The following is a 20,688-nucleotide window of genomic DNA, read 5'->3' as shown; positions in this document are numbered from 1 at the left end:
CCAACGGTTTTCGGCCCGGGATACCGTCGGCGGATGCGCGCCAGCCGCCTGGTCTCCCTGCTGCTGCTCCTGCAGAACCGGGGGCGGATGACCGCGCAGGAACTCGCCGACGCCCTGGAGGTCTCCGTCCGGACCGTCTACCGGGACGTCGAGTCACTCGGCGCGGCCGGGGTGCCGGTGTACGCCGACCGGGGCCCGGCCGGCGGCTACCGGCTGCTGGAGGGCTACCGGACCCGGCTGACCGGGCTGACCGCGCCGGAGGCCGAGGCGCTGTTCCTGGCCGGGATGCCCGGCCCGGCCGCCGAGCTGGGCCTCGGTCAGGTGGTGGCCGCCGCCGAGCTGAAGCTGCTGGCCGCGCTTCCCGACGAACTGGCCGACCGGGGCGGCCGGGTGCGGCAGCGGTTCCACCTGGACGCGCCGGGCTGGTTCCGGCACCCCGAGCCCACCCCGCACCTGGCCGCCCTGGCCCGGGCCGTGTGGGAGGACCGGCTGGTGGAAATGCGCTACCGGCGGTGGCGGGCCCCCCGCGAGGTGACCCGGGTGGTCGCCCCGTTGGGCGTGGTGCTCAAGGCCGGCCGCTGGTATCTGGTGGCCCGCTGCGACGAGCAGCTGCGCACCTACCGGGTCGGCGCGGTGCTGGACCTGGTGGTGCGCGACGAACGCGGTGCGCGACCGGCCGACTTCGACCTGGCCGGGTACTGGCGGGAGTGGACGCAGCGGTACGAGCGGGACGTCTACCGGGCGCAGGCCCAGGTCCGGATGACCGTGGCCGCGCTGGAGTTCACGCAGTATGTCTTCCCGCCGGAGATGAGCCGGGCGGCGCGGGCGGCGGCCGGCGAGCCGGATGAGCACGGCTGGCTGGAGACCACCGTGCCGATCGAGTCGGTGAAGCACGCCCACACCGAACTGCTCAAGCTCGGCGCGGAGGTGGAGGTGCTGGCGCCGGCGCAGCTGCGGGATCGGCTCACCGCCACCGCCCACGCGCTAGCCCGGCTCTACCCGAGCGGCGTGGCCGCCGAGTCGCATTGACTCACGGTGCGGCGTTCGGCGTCGTCGACCGGGGCCGGCAGCAGCTTCTCGAACCAGTGCTGGGCGTACCGGTCGTCGTTGTACGCGGGGATCTCGACGTAGCCGTGGCGGGCGTACAGGGCGCGGGCCTCGACCAGGTCGGCACGGGTGTCCAGCCGGATCCGGTCCGCCCCGGCCGCCCGGGCCTGCGACTCGACCGCGGCCAGCAGGGCGGCTCCGCCGCCGGTGCCGCGGTGGGCGGGGCGGACGTAGACCCGGGTGAGTTCCGCCCAGCCGGGACGCCACCGCAGGCCGGCGCACCCGGCGACCTGCCCGTCGTGGCGGGCCAACAGCAGCAGCCCGGTGGGCGGGGACAGATCGTCGCTGGGCATCTCGGCGAGCGCCCCGGTCACCTCCTCCGGCCGTTCCGGGCGGCCGTACCAGCGGCGGACCATCTCCGCCATGTACTCGCGCAGCAGCGTCGCCGCGTCGTGATTGTCGGGCGGGGTGAGGCAGACGGTCCAGGTTGTCACCGCCCGATCCTCACCGCACCGTCAAACGACTTTCCGGACGACTCGGCTCAGGCGGGCACGGCTGCGGCGAAGTCGACGTCGGCGGTGTCCACAGTGCCTCCGGCCCGGCCGGGTGCCCGGTGGTACTGCCAGTAGAGGTTGGTGTGAGCGATGACCTTGTCGGGCGTCGGCGCGCCGTAGGACGAGAAGTCCTCGGTCGTGTGGGCGTCACCGACCAGCGTCACGTCGTAGCCGCGGGCGATCGCGCCGTGCAGGGTCGAGCGGATGCACGCGTCGGTCTGCGCGCCGGTCACGATGAGCCGGCCGATGCCGCGCGCAGCGAGCACCTGCTCCAGGTCGGTCTCCTCGAAGGAGTCGCCGTACGCCTTCTGCACCAGCGGCTCGGCGTCGCGTCGCACCAGCTCGGGCACGTACTGCCACACCTCGCTGCCGGTCGGGAACTCCTCGCTGTTGTGCTGGACCCAGACGACCTCCACGCCGGCGGCGCGGGCCTTGTCGATCAGAGTGGCGATGTTGGCGACGACCCGGTCCCGGTCGTACGCGTGCGCCACGACGCCGTTCTGCACGTCGATGACGAGCAGGGCGGTGTGCGGTCGGTCGATCAGCGTGGTCATGATTTCCCCCTGGCGTGCGAATGTCGGTCCGCGGCCACCCTAGGCCTCCCCACCGACAACATCCTTGCGGAACCGGTGCCGGCGGGGCGCTGACCCGACCGCTCAGAGTCGGTGGCCGGTGGTGGCGTCCACGTGGTCGGGCACCTCGTCGTGCCGGTCGCCGACACTCGACGTGCCCGAAGGCTCGAACATCAGGATCGACGCGCCGCCGGGTGCGGACGGTCGGTGCTCCACCCCGCGCGGCACCACGAACACCGCGCCGCGCGGCAGCACCACCTCCCGCTCGGCGCCGTCCGCGCCGTCGCGCAGGGCGATGCGCAGCTCCCCGTCGAGCACCAGGAAGAACTCGTCGGTGTGCGCGTGGGAGTGCCAGACGTGCTCGCCGGCCACCTTCGCGATCCGGACGTCGTAGTCGTTGACGGTGGTGACGATGCGGGGACTCCACAGCTGGTCGAAGCGCGCCAGGGCGGCGGCCAGCTCGATCGGCTCAACGTTCATCGGCTCATCCTCGCGCAACACCGTCGATCACAGGGGACGGTGCATTACGTGCAGGCCCACCCGGCCCAGACTCGGGTGCGTGAACGCCTCCGGCACGGTGCCGACCACCGTGAAGCCGAGCCGTCGGTACAGCTCCACCGCCACCTCGTTGGTCTCCACCACCGCGTTGAACTGCATCGCCGCGAATCCCCGGCGGCGGGCCCAGCCCAGCGCGTACTCGGCCAGCGCCCGGCCGACACCACGGTCCCGCGTGTCGGCGGCGACCATGAAGCTGGCGGTGGCCACGTGCGAGCCCGGGCCGGGCCGGTTGGCGCCCATCTTGGCGGTGCCGAGGATCCGGCCGCCGTCCTCGGCGACCACCGTGTGGCCGGGCGGCCGTTCCACCCACACATCGTGTACGACCTGCGCGGGCCACGCCGGGTCGTACGGGAAGGTCTCCCCGGCGGTGATGACGTCCTCGACGATCGGCCAGACCTGGGACCAGTCGGACTCGGTGAACTCGCGGATCCGCATCCCGCGCACGCTATCCGCCCCGTCGGGCCGCCCGCGATTCGATTTTCATCGCGCAGACCCGGCTACCGTGGCTTAGCGGGGCACGACGATGATGTGCACGTGCCCGAACCCGTCAACGAACTCGACCGCACCCCGGCCGGGGCATCCCCGACGCACGCGGTTCCCCCGCCACCCGGTCCGCGTACCGCCGGGCCGTGGCTGGCCGGCGCGGCCGTCACCACCGTGCTGCTGCTGTTCGCCGACCGGTACGGCTACCACCGCGACGAGCTGTACTTCCTGCTGTGCGGCCGGCACCTCGACTGGGGATACGCCGACCAGGGGCCCCTGGTGCCGGCCCTGGCCCGGCTGGCCGACACGATCGCGCCCGGCAACCTGGTGGTGCTGCGTACGCCGTCGGCGCTGATCGCCGGCGCGGCGGTGGTGCTGGTCGCGGCGATCGCCCGGGAGCTCGGCGGCGGTCGGGGCGCCCAACTGATGGCCGCGTTCCTCGGCGCCATCGCGGGGATGGTGCTCGCCCCCGGCCACATGCTCAGCACCACCACGGTCGACGTGCTGGTGTGGCTGGTCGCGGCCTGGTCCGCGGTGCGGATGCTGCGTACCGGGGACAGCCGGTGGGCCCTCGGCATCGGCCTGGCGCTCGGCGTCGGCATGCTCAACAAGCTGCTGCCCGCCCTGCTCGCCGTCGGGCTGCTGGCCGGGGTGGCGATCGCCGGGCCGCGCCGGCTGCTGCGCGACCGGTGGGTGTACGCCGCCGCTGGCATGATCGTCCTGCTGGCCGCCCCGTACCTGCTCTGGCAGGCCGCGCACGGCTTTCCCCAGCTGTCCGTGGCATCCTCGATCGCCGCGGGCAACAGCTCCTACAGCGGTCCCTTCGACGCGATCCTGCTGAAACTGGTCATCATCAGCCCGGTCGCGGTGCCGATCTGGGTCGCCGGGCTGGTGGCGCTGCTGCGCCGCCCCGCTTGGCGGGCGTACCGGGCGATCGGCTGGACCTGGCCGGTGGTGTTCGCGATCGTGCTGCTCACCGGCGGGAAGGGCTACTACGACGCGCCGCTGCTGCTGGTCACCACCGCCGCCGGCGCGGTGGTCACCGTCGACTGGGCGGCCCGGGGCGCGGTGCGGGCCCGTCGGGCGCTGCTCGCCGCCGGCGCCGCCGTGGCGGTGGCCGGCAGCGCGATCCTGCTGCTGCCGGTCCTGCCCGCCGACCGGCTGCCCGGCTTCGTGGTCGACGTCAACTACGACGCGGGCGAGATGATCGGCTGGCCCGCGTTCACCGACTCGCTCGCCGCCGTCCACCGTGGCCTGCCGCCGGAGCAGCGGCAACGCGCGGTGATCCTGACCGCCAACTACGGCGAGGCGGGCGCGGTGGCCCGGTACGGGCCGCAGCGGGGCCTGCCGCGGGCGTACTCCGGGCACAACAGCATGGCCACCTTCGGCCGCCCGCCCGAGGACGCCGACGTCGTGATCGCCGTCGGCTGGGACGCGCCCGACCAGTTGCGGGGCTGGTTCGCCGAGGTCACCGAGGCCGGCCGGATCGACGAGCGGGTCGACGTCGACAACGACGAGAACGGGATGCCCGTCTTCGTCTGCCGAGGGCTGCTGCGGCCGTGGTCGCAGATCTGGGACACCGAGGTACGCCACGCCGGCTGACCACATTCCGCTGATGCGGAAATCACGACGATACTGAAGGGACTCCAGGGTTGACCGACACCAGAACGAGGCTGCTGGCGGATCTGCGGCGGATCGAGGACGACGAGTACCAGCTCCGCCCCGGCGAGCAACCGGCGGATTTCCTTCCGACGTTGCTGGCCCACATCGGTGACCCGGCGCCGCAACTGCGCGACGAGCTCGTGTACCCGACCTTCCACGCGTTCGTCGAGGGTGACCGGCTCACCGAGGACGAGCTGCGCCGCCTGCTCGACACGCTGCTCGACGACCGGCACCTCTTCCACGGCATCGGCGGCGCCGGCGACCCGACGGTGTTCACCCGCACCTTCAGCATGCTGGTGGTTGCCCTGGTGCTGCGCCGGCACCAGCGCCGCCCGTTCCTCACCGCCGACGGGTTCACCCGGGTACGCGACGCCCTGCTGCGCTACCACCGCGAGGAGCGGGACCTGCGAGGGCTCGTCGCCGAGGGCGGCTGGGCGCACGCCGCCGCGCACGGCGCGGACGCGTTGACCGAGCTGGTCCGCTGCCCGGAGGCCGACCCGGCCACCCGCCACGCCGTCCTGGACGTGCTACGCGGCGTCCTGCACAACGGCACCACGATCTTCGCCGAGGAGGACGACGAGCGGATCGCCACGGTCGTGGACACCCTGGTCGAGGAGTCCCTGCTGCCAGTGCGGGATATCGCCGAGTGGCTGGGCGGGTTGGCCGCGTGCGCCGACCAGCCGCGCAGCCGAGCCCAGGTGGTGGCCCGGACCAACACGAAGAACCTCCTGCGCAGTCTGCACTTCCGGCGGCCCCGCACCGGGCTGGTCGCCGACGCCGTGCTGGCCGCCGAGACGCGGGTGAACAGGTTCCGGGCCGTCTGACGCCGCCGGCCGGGCGGCCCGGGCCGGCGCCGGGCGGCGTTGAATACTTGACGGCATGCTCTGGGATGTCAGCGGCCCGGCCTTTCTCCTCGACTACCTCGCCGGGGTGGCCGGGGCCCTCACGATCGCGCTGTCCGTCCGGTCGCTGATCGGGTGGCGGACGCGGGGCGGGCCGCTGTCGAGCGTGGAGCTGGCGTACCTCACCGACCGGTCGGGGCTGGCCTGCCAGGTGGGCGTGGCGGCGCTGCGCCGGGCCGGCGTGGTCCACCTCGGAGAGCTGGCGACCCTGTCGGTGGACGGCCCGCCGCCGTCCGGATCCGCGCCGCTGGTACGCGCCCTGCACGCCGCGCTACGCCGGCCGCAGACCTGGGCCGCCGTGCTCGCCGACCCGGGCGTGGGCCGCGCGCTGCGCCGGCTGGTGGGTCGGCTGGTCCGCGACGGCTGGCTGCTCACCCGGGCGCAGCGGCGCCGCATGATGTGGGGCACGGTGCCGCTGTTCGCGGTCGCCGTGGTCGGGGTGACCCGGCTGGTGGACAGCGCGGTCGAGGGGCGCGAGGCCGGCGGGCCGGCCTCGGTGGTGGGGCTGCTGCTGTGCTGCCTGGCCACCGTGCTCGGCGCCTGGTGGTTGTGCGAGGTGCCGGAGACGGGCTCGGCCGCGCGTCGGCTGTTGCGCCGGCAGCGCCGCGCGTACGCGCAGCTCGCGCCGCAGCAGCGGCCCGCGTGGAGCGAGCGGGGCACCGACGAGCTGCTGACCGCGATGGCGGTGTTCGGGCCGCGCCCGCTGCTCGCCGTCGACCCGGCCTTCGCCGAACTGGTCGGGGTCGACCCCGAGCACACCCGACCCCGGGAGTACGCGAAGACCGCACGCTGACCCGGCCCCGGTAACCGCCGCTAGCAGATCCCGTGGGCCTGGCTGCCGCCCGTACGGTCGAGGACCGAACCGCCGCCGGCGGTTTCCCCTGCCGAGGTCCGGGAAGGCAACGGCATGGCCGATTCTTTCGTGGATGAAGATCTGGCGACGCTGCGGGCCATCGCGTACGCCGCCGGGATCCCGGACAGCGACCGGATGCCACACGACGACCTTGTCGCCGCGCTGCGCCGGGCCGGCCTGGCCGAGCCGACCGGCGGGCCGATCGACACCAGCCTGGCCGATCCGGGCGACCCCGGCACGAACGAGGGCATATACCACGGGCAGGGGGTGGGGCGACGTGAGTCCGTCGGCGGCCCAGCCGCCCAGACCGCGGCGTCCCGGGCCGGCGGGCCGAAACCGGGACGTTCGGGCACCGACCACTGACGCGCTGTCGTTGCAGTTTGACAGCCACCACACGGGAGGCGACATGGGCAAGGACATCAACCGCGTGGCGAAGTCCCGAGCCGACCACCTGGGCGGTGAGACCGCCGGCCGGCGCATGGACGAGCGGGGCGTGACTCGGGGCCGCACCGGGGACTCCCGCGCCGCCGGCCCGCCGGACGGCACCGGCACGGTCTCCGGGGTGCAGGGCATGCCCCGCAGCGACCTCAACCTGGGTGACGAGAGCACCGGCGGCCGGGCCGCCGAGCAGGCGATCGGGGCCCGGCCCGGGGAGTCCGGCAGCGAGATCGAGGACCGTACGGAACGGTGAGGCACGGCGTCGGAGGCGGCCCCGCCGAGCGGGGCCGCCCAGCGGCATACCCTGACTGCATGCTGTCGCAGGTCAAGGGGCTGTCCCGCCACTTCACACCGGAGAGCCTGCGCGTGTACCTGGTCGACCGGTCGACGCGCCGCGACGACGGCTGCCTGATCGTGCGCGGCTACGGCGGCCGGCGCGGCGTCCACCAGAAATTGGCCGGACGCGCGTGGGCGCACATCGCCGCGTACGTGGTGTTCGTCGGCGGCTACGACCCGGCCCTGGACGTCGACCAGCGGTGTGGCGTGCCGGACTGCATCGAGCCCGCCCACCTGCGTCAGGTGAGCCGGGCGGAGAACTGCCGCACCCGTCGGCCCGCCGACCGGTGCCGCAACGGGCATGACCGGGAGGTCGACGAGACGACCGGCCGGTACCGGCGGGTGTGCCGAGGTTGCAACCGGGAGGCCCAGCGACGCTGGCGGGAGCGGCGGTCCGCCGAGGTCGCACAAGCCCGCGTCGAGTACGGCCGCAACCCGTCAGCCTCGGACGAGGGACTACCTGGCGGCCGGTGAGGCGGAGCCGGACGGCGCGTACGCCTGCTGCGGCAGGCGGTACGCCAGGTCGGTCGCCGTCTCGACTGCCTCGTCCTCGGCGAGCCGGTGCTCCACGACCAGGCGGGCGAGGTAGCCGGCGTCGATCCGTCGGGCGAGGTCGTGGCGTGCCGGGATGGACAGGAAGGCGCGGGTGTCGTCGACGAATCCGGAGGTGTTGTAGAAGCCGGCCGTCTCGGTCACGAGTTCCCGGAACCGGCGCATCCCGTCCGGGCTGTCGAGGAACCACCAGGGCGCGCCGAGCCGGACAGCTGGGTAGACGCCGGCGAGTGGGGCGAGTTCCCGCGCGTAGACCGTCTCGTCGACGGTGAACAGGATCAGCCGGAAATTCGGGTCACGGCCGAACGCGTTGAGCACCGGTCGGAGCGCCCGGGTGAACTCGGCGGTGATCGGGATGTCGAATCCCCGGTCGGGGCCGAAAAAGTGGTGGATGGCGGTGTCATGGTCTCGGAGCACGCCGGGGTGGATCTGCATGACGAGGCCGTCGTCCCGGGACATCCGGGCCATCTCGAACAGCAGGTGGCCGGCGAAGGCGGCCGCCTCGTCGTCGCTCGTCTCGCCCCGGCAGGCTGCCGCGTAGATGCGCTTCGCATCGGCCTCGGGCAGGGGTTCGGCGGCGGCGGTGAGGTGGCCATGGTCGGTGGCCCGGGCCCCGGCCCGGGCGAAGGCCTCACGTCGGGCGCGCAGGGCGGCCAGGAAGCCATCGTAGTCGCCGGTGTCGACTCCGGACAATTCCTGGAGCTTTTCGACGTGGCGGTTCCAGCCGGCGGTGTTGACGTGGGTCAGCGCGTCGGGGCGGAACGTGGGGACCACCCGCACGCCCAGGCCGTCGGCCCGCAACCGGGCATGGTCGGCGAGTGTCGACGTGGCCGGGTCGGTGGTGCAGATCAGCTCGATGTTGAAGGCGTCGAGCAGCGCGCGGGGACGGTAGGCCGGCTCCGCCAGCCGCGACTCGATGAGGTCGAACAGCATGTCGGCGGTGTCCGGGCCGGGCACCACGTCGATCTTGAGAATTTCGGCGAGCTCGTGTTCCAGCCAGTATCGGCTGGGGGTGCCACGGAAGAGGCGCCAGTGGGCGCAGAACCGTCGCCAGATTCGGCGGGGGTCGGTCTCGACGTCGCCACCATCGGTGCGGGGGATGCCGAGGTCCTCCAGCGGCACGCCCTGCGACACGAGCATGCGGGTGACGTAATGGTCGGGCACCACCAGCAGGCGCGCCGGGTCGGAGAACCGCTGGTCGTCGGCGAACACGGCCGCGTCCACGTGCCCGTGCATGCACAGCAGCGGCAACCCCCGAGTGGACTGGTAGATGCGGCGGGCAACGGCGCGGATGTCGTCCCCGGCGGGCAGGGCCCGGTCGGGATGCAGACGGAGCTGTGCCACGTGACCCTCCTCAGCGGCGCACCAATGCCGCACAGAATCCCATCGGCGGGGTGACCCGACAAGGGGCGGCGCGCGGCGTAAGTAGATATTCACGGATATTGTCTGTCCATGGTGAGCGATGGGCGGCTCCGCCTCGACACCCTGGCCCGGCTGGCTCATTCGGGCCAGGGCTGGACCGGCCCGGACGTCGATCCACGCGCGCTGCGAGTTGGAGTCGTACACCTCGGAATCGGGGCGTTCCACCGAGCGCACCAGGCCGTCTTCACCGAGCTGGCCGCCGCCGCGACCGGCCGCGACGACTGGGGTATCGCCGGGGTCACCCAGCGGTCGGCGGCCGTGCGCGAGCAGCTGATGCCGCAGGACGGCCTCTACTCGGTGCTCGAACGTGCTGCCGACCAGACCTTGCTGCGCGTGGTCGGCAGCGTGCGTGAAGTCCTCTTCGCGGGCGCCGACCCGGCGGCGGTGCTCGACCGCATCGCCGACCCGGCGGTACGCCTGGTCACGCTGACTGTGACCGAGAAGGGATACCGGCGTGACGGTGCCGGCGGGCTGGACCGGTCGGATCCGGAAGTGGCGGCCGACCTCGCCGGCCGGCCACCCCGGACCGCCGTCGGCCAGCTGGCGCGCGGGCTGCAGCACCGCCGGGCGCGCAGCGGCGCGCCGATCACAGTGCTGTCCTGCGACAACCTCAGCGGCAACGGCCAGGTACTGCGCGCGCTGGTGCACGACTTCGTGGACGCCCTGCCGTCGTCGGAGGCAACCGGCCTCGCCGACTGGATCGCGACCTTCACGCGTTTCCCGTCCTCGATGGTGGACCGGATCGTCCCGGCGACCACCGCCGAGGACCGCGCGGACGCGCGCCGGATACTCGGCCTCGAAGACCGGGGTGTCGTGGCCGCCGAGCCGTTCAGCCAGTGGGTCATCGAGGACGACTTCGCCGCCGACCGGCCCGCCTGGGAACGCGCCGGCGCGGTCCTGACCGCCGACGTGACCGGGTGGGAGGCGGTCAAGCTGCGGCTGCTCAACGCCAGCCACTCGCTGCTGGCCTACCTGGGCGCCCTGGCAGGGTACGACACCATCGCGGCCGCGGTCACCGACGACCGGCTTGCGGCAGCCGCCGAGGCCCTGATGGCGGATGTCACACCCACCCTGCGGACGCCCGACGGGCTCGACCTGGCCGACTACCGGCGCCAGGTGCTGACCCGCTTCGCCAACCCGGCGCTGCGACACCGCACCGTGCAGGTGGCGATGGACGGCTCGCGGAAGCTGCCGGTCCGGGTGTTGGGCACGGTGCGGGACCGCCTGTCCGCCGGGGCGGTGCCGCGACACGCGGCCCTCGCCGTCGCGGCCTGGATGGTGTACGTGGCGCAGGGCCGCGACACGCGGGGACGGAAGCTTCCCCTGGACGACCCCATGGCCGCTCGTTTGCGTGCCGCCGTGGCGGGGGTCGAGGGCCACCCGCACCGCCTTGTCGACTCGCTGCTGCGGGTGCCGGAGATCTTCGGCGCGGACCTCCCCGAGCATGAGGGATTCAGGGCGGCGCTGGTGGATCACGTCGCGCACGTGATGAAGGGCTGAACCGGCTGGAACGTCTCTGCGTCCAGGGCACCTGGCTGTTGATTGCACCATCCTAATGCATTACACACAAGAACTGTCATTATGATGTAGTACCGTTACGCCCGCTTTGCCCGGTTGAATTTTTGGATTGATGTTACCGGTAATCCAAAAATTCAACCGGATGGGCGCAGGTTGTCGCTTCCCAGATGAACTGGCGAGTGTCAGGTCTCGCTTGAACTGGCGGCATCTCAGGGGATCTGTCGGTGATGGTGGCGGCGTCTCATCAGATCTGGTGGCGAGTCAGGCCTCAGTCGAAGAGTGGGCGAGCTCGTAAGATGCCGTCTCGAGCCGTGGACATGAACGCGGCAGCGCCTCATGAAACCCGGAGATGGCTTCATGGGGCGCTGCGATCCTGGTCATCGCACGCCAGAGCAGGCCTCAGCGACCACCAGGTAGAACGTGAAGCCGGCGATAACGGAACCCTGAGCGAGTCGCTCAGGTCTCGGCCGATGGTGGGATTGGGGCCGAGGACGCGTTCCAGTTGCCATCCACGTTACGAAGAGATCTACCCCGAGCACCGGGGTGGCCGGGTCCCTATCAGCGGTCCGCCGACGCCACCCGCCCCGGCGACAACACCCCCGGATCATGCGTACGACAGGGGAAGTAAGTCATACCGGGCCGGGCGACCGAGGAGTCCCCGGCTGGGGACGATCAAGACGGTAACGGGGGCGAGCGCGAGGAGTACGCCGCGCAGCCGATGAGCTGGCGGCGATGGACTCCTGCGATTCAGCGCGCGCGGCGGTAATGCATGGCCACCGCGCCGCCGGGTCGGCTTCGCGTCGTGGATGGAACGTGATCACCTGGTGGCGTTGGACTTCGACCCGTCGGTGACCGGGATCGTATCGCAGCCGTTCTGGCTGCTCTGGCCCGTTCGTAGTCGTGATCACGTGGCGGGGAAGGACTGGACGGGATGATGCTCGGGCTTGTAGCTTGCAGTTGCCCGTGACACCGCCCAAGGAGGTGAGACCCATGAACGCTGTATCGATGTGGGTGCTCCCCCTCCTGGTCACGGTCGGGCGATTGACGTAGATGTCGCCGGGAGCGCCTCGCCAATAAGGCACTCCCGGAAGGCAACACCTATGGACTCTCTGCACTTCACCGCCGAGCCGTCGTCGACCGACACGGTCGAGCGCGACCCCACCGTGGGCGACGTCCCCGGACTTCCATCGCCGGCCGCCGACACCGATAGCACGCCCGTCATGTTCGACGTGATCATTGCCGGGTGCGGGCCGACCGGCGCGATGCTGGCCGCCGAACTGCGGCTGCACGATGTACGGGTACTCGTCCTCGAAAAGGAAACCGAGCCCGTGTCGTTCGTCCGCATAGTCGGTCTGCACATTCGCAGTCTCGAACTGATGGCAATGCGCGGGCTGCTGGAGCGCATTCTCCGACGCGGACGACAACGTCCGGCCGGCGACTTGTTCGCCGCCATCAACAAACCCGTGCCCAAGGGCCTGGATTCCGCGTACGCCTATCTGCTGGGCATTCCGCAGCCGGTCATCGTTCACCTGCTCGAAGAACATGCGATCGACCTGGGTGCGCAGGTCCGGCGCGGTTGTGCGGTAGCCGATTTCGAGCAGGACGACGACGGTGTGACCGTCGAGCTGGCGGACGGGGAGCGGCTGCGTTCGCGCTACCTCGTCGGCTGTGACGGCGGGCGCAGCACGGTGCGCAAGCTGCTCGGCGTCGGCTTCCCCGGCGAGCCCGCGCGGACCGAGACGCTGATGGGCGAGATGGAAGTGGGTGTGCCGCAGGAGGAGATCGCCGCCAAGGTGACCGAGATCCGCGAGACCCATCAGCGATTCTGGCTCCGGCCCTTCGGCGCTGGGGCCTACAGCGTCGTCGTCCCCGCCGCGGGAGTCAGCGATCGCGCGGAACCGCCCACCCTCGAGGATTTCAAACAACAGTTGCGCACCATCGCCGGAACCGACTTCGGCGTACACTCCCCGCGCTGGTTGTCCCGCTTCGGAGATGCCACACGGCAAGCCGAACGTTATCGGGTCGGGCGGGTGCTGCTGGCCGGCGATGCGGCACACATCCATCCACCCATCGGCGGACAGGGCCTCAACCTGGGCGTTCAGGACGCCTTCAACCTCGGCTGGAAACTGGCCGCACAGATCCGCGGCTGGGCGCCGGAAACACTGCTGGACACCTACCAGGCCGAACGTCATCCGGTCGCCGAGGAAGTGCTGGACAACACCCGCGCCCAGATGGAACTGCTGTCCACCGAACCGGGCCCGCAGGCCGTGCGCAGGCTGCTCGCCGAACTGATGGACTTCGACGAGGTGAACCGCCATCTGATCGAGAAGATCACCGCGATCGGTATCCGCTACGACTTCGGCGCAGGCCCCGACCTGCTCGGCCGCCGCCTGCGCGACATCGACGTGAAAGAGGGCCACCTCTACGGCCTGCTGCATCGCGGCCGCGGCCTGCTGCTGGACCGCACCGAACGTCTGACCGTCGGCGGCTGGTCGGACCGGGTCGATTACCTCGGGGATCCCACCGCGGCACTGGACGTTCCGTGCGTCCTGCTACGCCCCGACGGCCACGTCGCCTGGATCGGGGACGATCAGCAGGACCTGGACGACCACCTCTCCCGCTGGTTCGGTAAGCCGACCAACTAATTTCGCAGGTCAACCCGACTCAGCCTCGCCAATTCGAACGAAAAGAGCGATATGGAACTGAACGAGTATCAGCGCGGCGCCCTCCGCACGGCCGCTCCACGTGACAAGAGGAACGAACTGCTCCATCTGGTGCTCGGGCTGGTCGGTGAGTCGGGGGAGATCGCCGAAAAGTTCAAGAAGTGGGTTCGAGACCTCGACAGCGACGAGGCGCGGATCGACCGGGACGACATCGCCAAGGAACTCGGTGACGTGCTCTGGTACGTGGCGGTGCTCGCCGACTATCTCGATCTTTCGCTGGACGACATCGCGACGGGCAACCTGGCCAAGCTGGCCAGCCGCCAGGAGCGGTGCGTGCTGGGTGGCAGCGGCGACAACCGCTGAGCGGGGACCTGCCGGATGCCGGCCAGGCCGGGGTGGCCCTGGACCACCCCGGCGTGAAGATGTGGTCAGGCGGGCTGCCACAGCTCGATCCGATTGCCCTCAGGGTCGGTGACCCAGCCGAATCGACCGACACCCTCCATGTCCTGCGTCTCCTCGGACACGTCTGCTCCCTTGGCGCGCAATTGCGTGAGCATCGCATCCAGGTCGCGGACCCGAAAGTTGAGCATGGTTTGCTGGGCTCGGGACCCGAAGTAGTCGGTCTCGGACTCGAACGCCGCGAACACGGTGGGCCCGGTTCCCTGATGCCACAGTCCGTTCTCGTCGGCGTCCAAGCCTAGGCAATTGCGGTACCACGCGCTCAGGGCCGCCGGGTCGGCAGCCCGCATGAAGTATCCACCGATTCCAAGCACACGTTCCATGCCGCAATTTTGCCAGGACGGCGATCGGGCTGGCGCCGCACCTCTGCCGCCCCAAGGTCATCTCATCCGTCTGACTTCGCCGGCTGCAGGACACTGTCCGTCAGGCGGCTGGCCGCGGCCAGCCGCCTGACAGCGGCCTCGTACGGCAGGGCATGGCTGACTCGGCCGCCCACTCCCCTGGTGGTCGTGGCGGTGAAGATCGAGTTGAGCAACGCTTCCTCAACCGAATCCAGGACGGCGGCGAAGACCGGATCGAGCTGCGCGTCCGGGATCGGCGGCTGGTCGGGCCCGGCTGTGCTGAACGCGATCGCGTAGTCGCCGCTGCCGTTGCTGTACGACGCACCGACCCGTCCCATGGCGAAGATGGCCCGCCGGGCCAGGCGACCCAGCTGCCGGGCGTCCAGGGGCGCGTCGGTGGCCACCACGATCATGCAGGAATTGCCGGGCGGCGCGGTCCGGTCGGCGTCCGGGATCAGTTCCTCAACCGGCAGCGGGACACCCAGCGCGGTCAGCACGCCACCGAAGTTGGACTGGGTGAGGGCACCGATCGTCACCTGACGGTCGGCGGCGGGGACCGTTCTGGACGAGGTGCCGACTCCCGCCTTGTAGCCCAGGGCCGTGGTGCCGGTCCCGGCGCCGACGCACCCCTCCGCCGGCTGCTGCGCGGAGGCCCCGGTGACGGCGTCGAGGACATGCCGCTCGGTGATCGGGCGTCGCCGGATGTCCGACAGGTGACCGTCGTTGGTCTCGCCCACCAGCGGATTGAGCGACAGGACGTCCGGCCGTCGGTCCATCAGGTAGGTCAGCAGCGCGTCCGCGGCCCGGAACACCGACAGCGTGCCGGTCAGAACGATCGGTGATTCCAGGACGCCGAGCTCGCTCACCTGGGTCGAGCCGACGAGCTTCCCGTAACCGTTCCCGGTGTACACGGCCGCCGGCAGCGTCCACCGGTCGGGGCCGAGTTGGCCCGGCACGATCGCGGTGACGCCGGTGTGCAGGTCGGCGTCGTCCTCGATGGTGGTGTGCCCCACCAGCACCCCTGGGACGTCGGTGATCGCGTTGTGCGCTCCGGTGGGCAACGCTCCGACGACAACGCCGAGGTCGCGGGCGCGGGGCCGGTTGACGAGCGGGTTCATGGGACTCCTGGGTCGGTGTTGGCTTCAACAACAGAATCCAGGATGGCGTCGCGGCGGCCGGCGTACGGACGTCGCCCCCGCTGCACCGCAGCTCGAGCACCATCCGCGCCGGCAGGCCGGCCCGCTGGTGCGGGCTGTCAACGTTCTGGGTCAGCGCGCGCACCGCCGTGCCCGACCGCTGCAGCTCGGCGCGCCACGCGGGATGCTCTGCGTAGGTGCGCCAGATCCGTGCCCGGGCTGCCGAGTCCGCCATGACCGGGCGGGCGCCGCTGGTCGACCGGCCCCGGGGGAGCTGGCGGGCCGCGCTGGACTGAGGCAGGTCAGCGGCGCCGCCAGGGCAGCCGCCAGCACCGCCGCGCCCGGGGCACCTCGACCGGCGCAGGGTCCGCCGTCGCGGCGACCCGGTCGGCGGCGGCTGCCGCCCGGTCGGCCTGCCAGCGGCGTACGGTGTCGTCGGCGTTGACCGGGCGGACCACCACGCGGGGGCCGGTGGGGGTGCGCAGCCACGCCACGATCTGGGTGTTCAGATCGGCGACGAACGCCCGGACCGACTCCTCGGTGGGCAGGTCCCGCACCTCGTCGGGCAGCCGCTCCACTCGCCGACGCAGCTGTAACGGGGTGGGCAGCAGCAGGTCGCCCGGGATCCGCTCCCGCTCCAGGAAGCTCTTGATCCACCACGACTCGTCGTAGGGCAGGTTCCGCCCGGGGATCGGTTTGCCGGCGCCGGGCAGGTTGTCGAACTCGCCGCGCTCCTGAGCCGCGCGGATCTGCGCCTCGACCGCCGCCTCCCAACCAGCAACCACTGCTGTCACCTCCCGCACCCACCATATCCGCCGAGCCGGCCACCGTCAGCGCTCGACGGACTGCAGGTCGGGTACGGCGCGGGGTCCGAGTCGCACCCGGGTGGATCAGGGCCGTCGGCGGACGTGGCGGTGGCCGTCGCGGGGGAACGGCGGCCGGGCGGGCAGCACCTCCTGGAAGATGTAGCCGCTCTTCTCCGCCACTCGGCAGGAGGCCGGGTTGTCGATCTGGTGCATCAGTTCGAGGCCGGTCAGGCCGCTGGCGGAGAATCGGGCGAACGCCCACTCGCTGATCGCGTCCACGGCGCGGGGCGCGACGCCGCGACCGCGGGCGGCCGCCGTCGTCCAGTAGCCCACCTCGGCGTACGGTCGACCGGGTGCCACTTCCTTGAGCAGCACGTGCCCGGCCAGCCGTTCCCCCTCGGGTGTCGCCTCGGTCACGGCGAAGCTGAACCGGCGGCCGGCAGCCCAGCCCTGCTGGCTGTGGCGCAGGAACGCGCGGGCCTCGGCCGGGGTGGTCACCGGGTTCTTAGTCCGGCTCAACAGCACCGGGTCCCGGTACGCGGTCAGCAGCGCGTCGGCGTCGCCGCCGCGCCACGGCCGCAGCAGAAGGCCGGGCGCGGTCGGGGTGGACGGGGCGTGCAGCACGATCGACATGTCGGTAGTCTGGCCCACTTCGCCGCCCACGGCGGCCCCCGATGGGCCGACAACCGTTATCGCGGGTGCCTGAGGTGTCGCCGCCGGCTGCTCACCGGTCGGCGTTGTGCCGTTGGTAGTGGCGGGCGACGCGCGCCCGGTTGCCGCAGGAGGGTTTGCACCACTCCTGACGCGGATGGTCCTTGCGAGCCAGCCCCGCCGTGAGCCGTAGCCGGGCATCGTCCACCTCGGCGGCCCAGGTGAGGGTCGGAGCGGCGCCATCCGGCCAGCTGAGCACGGGACGGACCGGCGCCGCCGCGGCGGTCCGGTTGAGCCGCTCGACCGCTTCTGCCGGGGACAGCAGAGCGCTGGTGTCGGCCCGGCTCGGCGGCCCCGGCCGGACGGCTGCGGCGAAGAGGGTACGCACGGCGCGGCGCACCCTCACCACGTCGAGCCGGGTCTGCTCGTCTCACCCTGGTCGTCTCCCGCGTCGCGGGCGGCGGGCGACGGCAGGGCTGTGGTGGGTGATCCTGGGTACGGTGACCGGGCTGTACGCGCACGCCGTTCTCGCCGCCGTCGGCCTCGCGGTGCTGGTCCTGCGCTCGTCCCAGGCGTTCTGGGTGGTCAAGCTGGCCGGCGCCGCGTACCTCGCCGGGCTCGGCGTGTGGATGATGTGGTCCTCGATCCGCCGGACCGCGTCGAGCACCCCCGCCAACCCGGGCGGGCCGGACGGCCGACGGCGATGGCGGGCCCGCCATCCCTACCTGCAGGGTCTGCTCGGCAACGTGCTTAACCCCAAGGCCGCCGCCGTCTACCTCACCCTCGCGCCGCAGTTCCTGGCGTCGGGTCGACCGGTGCTGGGGCAGATGCTCCTCCTGGCCACCGCACACGCCGCCCTGCACACCTGCTGGCTCGCCGGCTGGGCCGCCGTCACCGGCGCCGCCGCCCGGCTGTGGCGGCTCGCCGCCGCCCGGCGCCTGCTCGACCGGCTGGCCGGCGGAATCCTGCTGGCCCTCGGCGTACGGGCCGCGCTGACGTGACGCCCGTCACGGCCACCATGGCCAGCCGGGGCATATGGTCACGACGGGACGAACCCGGGGAGGGCGTGTGGTCACGGTCGGCGCGGTGGCAGGGATCGCCCTGGTGGCGTTGGGTCTGGTGCTCACGCCCGGCCCGAACATGGTCTACCTGGTGTCCCGGTCGGTCGCCCAGGGGCGGCGGGCCGGGCTGATCTCACTGCTCGGGGTGGCCGTCGGTTTCCTGGTCTACCTGGCCGCGGCGGTCGCCGGGATCGCCACGATCTTCGTGCTGGTGCCCACGCTGTATGTGGCGGTGAAGCTGGCCGGGGCCGCGTACCTGCTGTGGCTGGCCTGGCGCACGCTGCGCCCGGGCGGCCGCTCGGCGTTCACCCCCGCGCCGCTGCCGCCGGACCACCCCCGGAGGCTGTTCACCATGGGCCTGGTCACGAACCTGCTCAACCCGAAGATCGCCATCCTGTACGTGTCGCTGCTGCCGCAGTTCATCGACCCGACGCGCGGGCACGTGGCGGTGCAGAGCCTCCTGCTGGGGCTGACCCAGATCAGCATCGCGCTGACCGTGAACGGGCTGATCGTGCTGACCGCCGGCACGGTGTCGGCGTTCCTGGTCCGCCGCCCCGGGTGGGCGCGGGCGCAGCGGTACGTGATGGGCAGCGTGCTGGCCGGCCTCGCGATCCGCATCGCCGCGGACCGGTCCCGGGCCGCCGTCGCCACCGGCTGATCGCCGCCGTCAGCCGGGTGGTTCGCGGAGCACGGCGACGCCGCCGGCCGGCACGGTCACCGCATCGTCGACCGGTTCGCCGGTGAGCAGGTCGGTCCCGGCGGCGGGCACCCGGTGCGGCCGGTCGGTGTGGTTGAGCAGGAACAGCCAGCTGCGGTCACCGTCGCGGCGGCGTACCGCCTCCACCCCGGGTGGCGCGTCCGGGCAGACCGGGGTGACCCCGGCCGAGCGGGCGGCCTCGGTGAGCAGCCGCTGGTAGGTGTCGCCGTCGGGGCGGGTGGAGACGTACCAGGTGAGGGCGTCGCCGACCCGGTGCCGGGTCACCGCCGGCCACCCGTTCAGCACCCCGCCGGCGTACGCGGCGACCGGCTCGGCCCCGGCCAGGTGCACGGTTTCGGTCCAGGTCAGGCCGTGTCCGCCGCCGGTCAGCGGCACCCGGTCGTTTTCGGCGAGCGGGTGGAACTCCTCGACGCGTACGCCGAGCAGGTCGCGGAACGCGCCCGGGTAGCCGCCGAGACGGATCCGGCCGTGCTCGTCGGCGACCCCGCTGAGCCAGGTGACCAGCAGGTGACCGCCGGCCTGGACGTGGTCGCGTACCCAGTCGGCGGTGGCGTCGGCGGCCAGGTAGAGGGCGGGCAGCACGAGCAGCCGGTACCCGTCGAGGGAGTCGCCGGGCACCAGCATGTCGCAGGCGATGCCGGCCCGCCACAGCGCGCGGTGGGCGGCGGCCACCTCCGCCTGCTGGTCGAGCCGCTGCGACGGCAGGCCCGGATGCTGCAACGCCCAGCCGCACGCGGCGTCCCAGCCGATCGCGACGGAGGCCTCCACCCGGCCGGCGTCGACCTCGGTGATCCGGGCCAGCAGGTCACCGAGCCGGGTGGCTTCCCGGAACACCCGGCTGTCCGGGCCGGCGTGCGGCACCAGCGCCGAGTGGAAACGTTCCGCGCCACCGGCCGAGGCCCGCCACTGGAAGAACATCACCCCGCGGGAGCCGCGCGCGACGTGGGAGAGGCTGTGCCGGGTCATCCGGCCCGGTTCCTTGGTGTGCATCCGCCCGGCGGTGTGGATCTGGTGGGGCGCGCTCTCCATGAGCAGCCAGCCGGCGTCGACCGTGCCCCGCCGGTACGCGCCGTGCCGGGCCCAGCCGCGGGCCAGGTCGGCGGCGAGCGCGGTCTGCTCCTCGGCGCCGCCGTCCACCGCCGACGGGTAGTGGTCGACGGCGACCACGTCCACCTCGGAGGCCCACCGGGCGTGGTCGACCGGCACCCAGTCGCCGAGCACGTAGTTGGTGGTGACCGGTACGGCCGGGTTCGCCGCCCGCAGCAGGTCCCGCTGCTCGGTGTACGCGGCCAGCAGGGTGTCGGACCAGAATCGGCGGAAGTCGAGCAGTTGACCGGGGTTGGCCAGGTACTGGGTGGCCCGGGGGGTGGTGATCTGCGCCCAGTCCGAGTAGTGCTGGCTCCAGAAGCTGGTCACCCAGGCGGCGTTGAGGGCGTCGAGGTCGGCGTACCGGTCGACCAGCCAGCGGCGGAACGCCGCCTCGGTGTGCGGGCAGTGGCAGGTGGTGCCGTACTCGTTGTGCACGTGCCACAGGGCCACGGCCGGGTGGTGGGCGTACCGGTCGGCGAGCGCGCCGGCGATGCCGCGCGCGGCGGCCCGGTACGTGGGCGCGGCCGCGCAGTAGGTGTCGCGGCTGCCGTGGTGCAGCCGTACGCCGTCGGCGGTGACCGGCAGCGCGCCCGGGTGGGCCAGGGAGAACCACGGTGGCGGCGACGCGGTCGGGGTGGCCAGCGCGGCCCGGATCCCGTTGACGTGCAGCAGGTCGAGCGCCTCGTCGAGCCAGTCGAAGGTGTAGCGGCCGGGGGCCGGTTCGAGGCGGGACCAGGCGAACACGCCGACGCTGACGAGGTTGACCCCGGCGCGGCGCATCAGCGCGACGTCCTCCCGCCACACCTCGGCCGGCCACTGCTCCGGGTTCCAGTCGCCGCCGTAGCGCAGCCGGCCGTCGTCGCGCAT

General features: G+C 72.3%; 23 protein-coding genes. 12 read left to right on the top strand and 11 right to left on the bottom strand.

Annotated elements, in window-relative coordinates:
- Nucleotides 1–33: 33 nt before the first annotated feature.
- Nucleotides 34–1,029, top strand: coding sequence for a WYL domain-containing protein (locus ABZ671_RS22195; RefSeq protein ID WP_357861186.1), 996 nt, complete (start codon nt 34–36; stop codon nt 1,027–1,029).
- On the opposite strand, the gene ABZ671_RS22190 is transcribed toward ABZ671_RS22195, so the two are convergent.
- From ABZ671_RS22190 to ABZ671_RS22175, 4 genes are all read right to left on the bottom strand, one after another.
- A complete protein-coding gene (locus ABZ671_RS22190; protein ID WP_357861183.1) occupies nt 996–1,541 on the bottom strand; it encodes a GNAT family N-acetyltransferase in 546 nt (181 codons plus the stop codon). The genes ABZ671_RS22195 and ABZ671_RS22190 overlap by 34 nt on opposite strands.
- Before the next feature lie 47 nt (nt 1,542–1,588).
- Nucleotides 1,589–2,155, bottom strand: coding sequence for a cysteine hydrolase family protein (locus tag ABZ671_RS22185; protein ID WP_357861180.1), 567 nt, complete (start codon nt 2,153–2,155; stop codon nt 1,589–1,591).
- Nucleotides 2,156–2,257: 102 nt separating this feature from the next.
- Nucleotides 2,258–2,653, bottom strand: a complete 396-nt coding sequence (locus ABZ671_RS22180; RefSeq protein ID WP_357861176.1) for a cupin domain-containing protein — start codon at nt 2,651–2,653, stop codon at nt 2,258–2,260.
- Between the two features lie 27 nt (nt 2,654–2,680).
- A complete protein-coding gene (locus tag ABZ671_RS22175; RefSeq protein WP_357861173.1) occupies nt 2,681–3,166 on the bottom strand; it encodes a GNAT family N-acetyltransferase in 486 nt (161 codons plus the stop codon).
- 99 nt (nt 3,167–3,265) lie between these two features.
- On the opposite strand from ABZ671_RS22175, the gene ABZ671_RS22170 reads away from it, so the two are divergent.
- The 6 genes from ABZ671_RS22170 to ABZ671_RS22145 all read left to right on the top strand — a co-directional run bounded on the left by ABZ671_RS22170 (nt 3,266) and on the right by ABZ671_RS22145 (nt 7,879).
- Complete coding sequence (locus ABZ671_RS22170) at nt 3,266–4,816, top strand: glycosyltransferase family 39 protein (protein WP_357861170.1); 1,551 nt, start codon at nt 3,266–3,268, stop codon at nt 4,814–4,816.
- A gap of 50 nt (nt 4,817–4,866) precedes the next feature.
- A complete protein-coding gene (locus tag ABZ671_RS22165) occupies nt 4,867–5,700 on the top strand; it encodes a DUF2785 domain-containing protein (RefSeq protein WP_357861167.1) in 834 nt (277 codons plus the stop codon).
- Between the two features lie 55 nt (nt 5,701–5,755).
- On the top strand, nt 5,756–6,571 hold the full coding sequence (locus tag ABZ671_RS22160; RefSeq protein WP_357861164.1) for a TIGR04222 domain-containing membrane protein: 816 nt from the start codon (nt 5,756–5,758) through the stop codon (nt 6,569–6,571).
- 114 nt (nt 6,572–6,685) lie between these two features.
- The gene (locus ABZ671_RS22155) at nt 6,686–6,994 is read left to right on the top strand and encodes a hypothetical protein (protein ID WP_357861161.1); all 309 of its coding nucleotides are present in this window, start codon (nt 6,686–6,688) and stop codon (nt 6,992–6,994) included.
- Nucleotides 6,995–7,037: 43 nt separating this feature from the next.
- A complete protein-coding gene (locus tag ABZ671_RS22150) occupies nt 7,038–7,322 on the top strand; it encodes a hypothetical protein (protein WP_357861158.1) in 285 nt (94 codons plus the stop codon).
- Nucleotides 7,323–7,381: 59 nt separating this feature from the next.
- A complete protein-coding gene (locus ABZ671_RS22145) occupies nt 7,382–7,879 on the top strand; it encodes an HNH endonuclease (RefSeq protein WP_357861154.1) in 498 nt (165 codons plus the stop codon).
- Here the strand turns inward: ABZ671_RS22145 and uxaC are convergent.
- Nucleotides 7,862–9,301, bottom strand: a complete 1,440-nt coding sequence (gene uxaC / locus ABZ671_RS22140; RefSeq protein ID WP_357861151.1) for a glucuronate isomerase — start codon at nt 9,299–9,301, stop codon at nt 7,862–7,864. The genes ABZ671_RS22145 and uxaC overlap by 18 nt on opposite strands.
- A 108-nt stretch (nt 9,302–9,409) precedes the next feature.
- Between uxaC and ABZ671_RS22135 the strand changes: the two genes are divergently transcribed.
- The 3 genes from ABZ671_RS22135 (at nt 9,410) to ABZ671_RS22125 (ending at nt 13,923) form a co-directional block, all read left to right on the top strand.
- Complete coding sequence (locus tag ABZ671_RS22135; RefSeq protein WP_357861148.1) at nt 9,410–10,879, top strand: mannitol dehydrogenase family protein; 1,470 nt, start codon at nt 9,410–9,412, stop codon at nt 10,877–10,879.
- Between the two features lie 1,238 nt (nt 10,880–12,117).
- Nucleotides 12,118–13,542 carry a rifampin monooxygenase gene (rox, locus tag ABZ671_RS22130; RefSeq protein ID WP_357861243.1) on the top strand — a complete coding sequence of 475 codons (1,425 nt, stop codon included), beginning with the start codon at nt 12,118–12,120 and terminating at the stop codon, nt 13,540–13,542.
- Between the two features lie 51 nt (nt 13,543–13,593).
- Nucleotides 13,594–13,923, top strand: a complete 330-nt coding sequence (locus ABZ671_RS22125; RefSeq protein ID WP_357861145.1) for a nucleoside triphosphate pyrophosphohydrolase family protein — start codon at nt 13,594–13,596, stop codon at nt 13,921–13,923.
- A gap of 65 nt (nt 13,924–13,988) precedes the next feature.
- Here the strand turns inward: ABZ671_RS22125 and ABZ671_RS22120 are convergent, their stop codons facing one another.
- The 5 genes from ABZ671_RS22120 to ABZ671_RS22100 form a co-directional block, all read right to left on the bottom strand.
- Entirely contained in the window at nt 13,989–14,342 is a 354-nt protein-coding gene (locus ABZ671_RS22120) for a VOC family protein (protein WP_357861143.1), read from the bottom strand.
- A 62-nt stretch (nt 14,343–14,404) separates the two neighbouring features.
- Nucleotides 14,405–15,478: a P1 family peptidase gene (locus ABZ671_RS22115; RefSeq protein WP_357861140.1), complete on the bottom strand. Its 1,074-nt coding sequence runs from the start codon at nt 15,476–15,478 to the stop codon at nt 14,405–14,407.
- A 320-nt stretch (nt 15,479–15,798) separates the two neighbouring features.
- Nucleotides 15,799–16,290 (bottom strand): DUF1992 domain-containing protein, encoded by a 492-nt coding sequence (locus ABZ671_RS22110; RefSeq protein WP_357861137.1) that lies wholly within the window; start codon nt 16,288–16,290, stop codon nt 15,799–15,801.
- A 96-nt stretch (nt 16,291–16,386) separates the two neighbouring features.
- On the bottom strand, nt 16,387–16,935 hold the full coding sequence (locus ABZ671_RS22105; RefSeq protein WP_357861133.1) for a GNAT family N-acetyltransferase: 549 nt from the start codon (nt 16,933–16,935) through the stop codon (nt 16,387–16,389).
- 91 nt (nt 16,936–17,026) lie between these two features.
- Nucleotides 17,027–17,353, bottom strand: a complete 327-nt coding sequence (locus ABZ671_RS22100; protein WP_357861130.1) for a CGNR zinc finger domain-containing protein — start codon at nt 17,351–17,353, stop codon at nt 17,027–17,029.
- 100 nt (nt 17,354–17,453) lie between these two features.
- Between ABZ671_RS22100 and ABZ671_RS22095 the strand changes: the two genes are divergently transcribed.
- Both ABZ671_RS22095 and ABZ671_RS22090 read left to right on the top strand, forming a co-directional pair.
- Nucleotides 17,454–17,954, top strand: a complete 501-nt coding sequence (locus ABZ671_RS22095; RefSeq protein WP_357861127.1) for a LysE family transporter — start codon at nt 17,454–17,456, stop codon at nt 17,952–17,954.
- Nucleotides 17,955–18,021: 67 nt separating this feature from the next.
- Entirely contained in the window at nt 18,022–18,672 is a 651-nt protein-coding gene (locus ABZ671_RS22090; RefSeq protein ID WP_357861124.1) for a LysE family translocator, read from the top strand.
- A 9-nt stretch (nt 18,673–18,681) separates the two neighbouring features.
- On the opposite strand, the gene ABZ671_RS22085 is transcribed toward ABZ671_RS22090, so the two are convergent.
- Nucleotides 18,682–20,688, bottom strand: coding sequence for a beta-galactosidase (locus ABZ671_RS22085; RefSeq protein ID WP_357861121.1), 2,007 nt, complete (start codon nt 20,686–20,688; stop codon nt 18,682–18,684).

Origin of the sequence: Micromonospora sp. NPDC006766, assembly GCF_040636055.1 — a bacterium.
In the GTDB taxonomy this organism is placed as follows: domain Bacteria; phylum Actinomycetota; class Actinomycetes; order Mycobacteriales; family Micromonosporaceae; genus Micromonospora.
The sequence above is the reverse complement of the archived record's forward strand: the minus strand, read 5'-3'. Positions and strand labels throughout refer to the sequence as shown.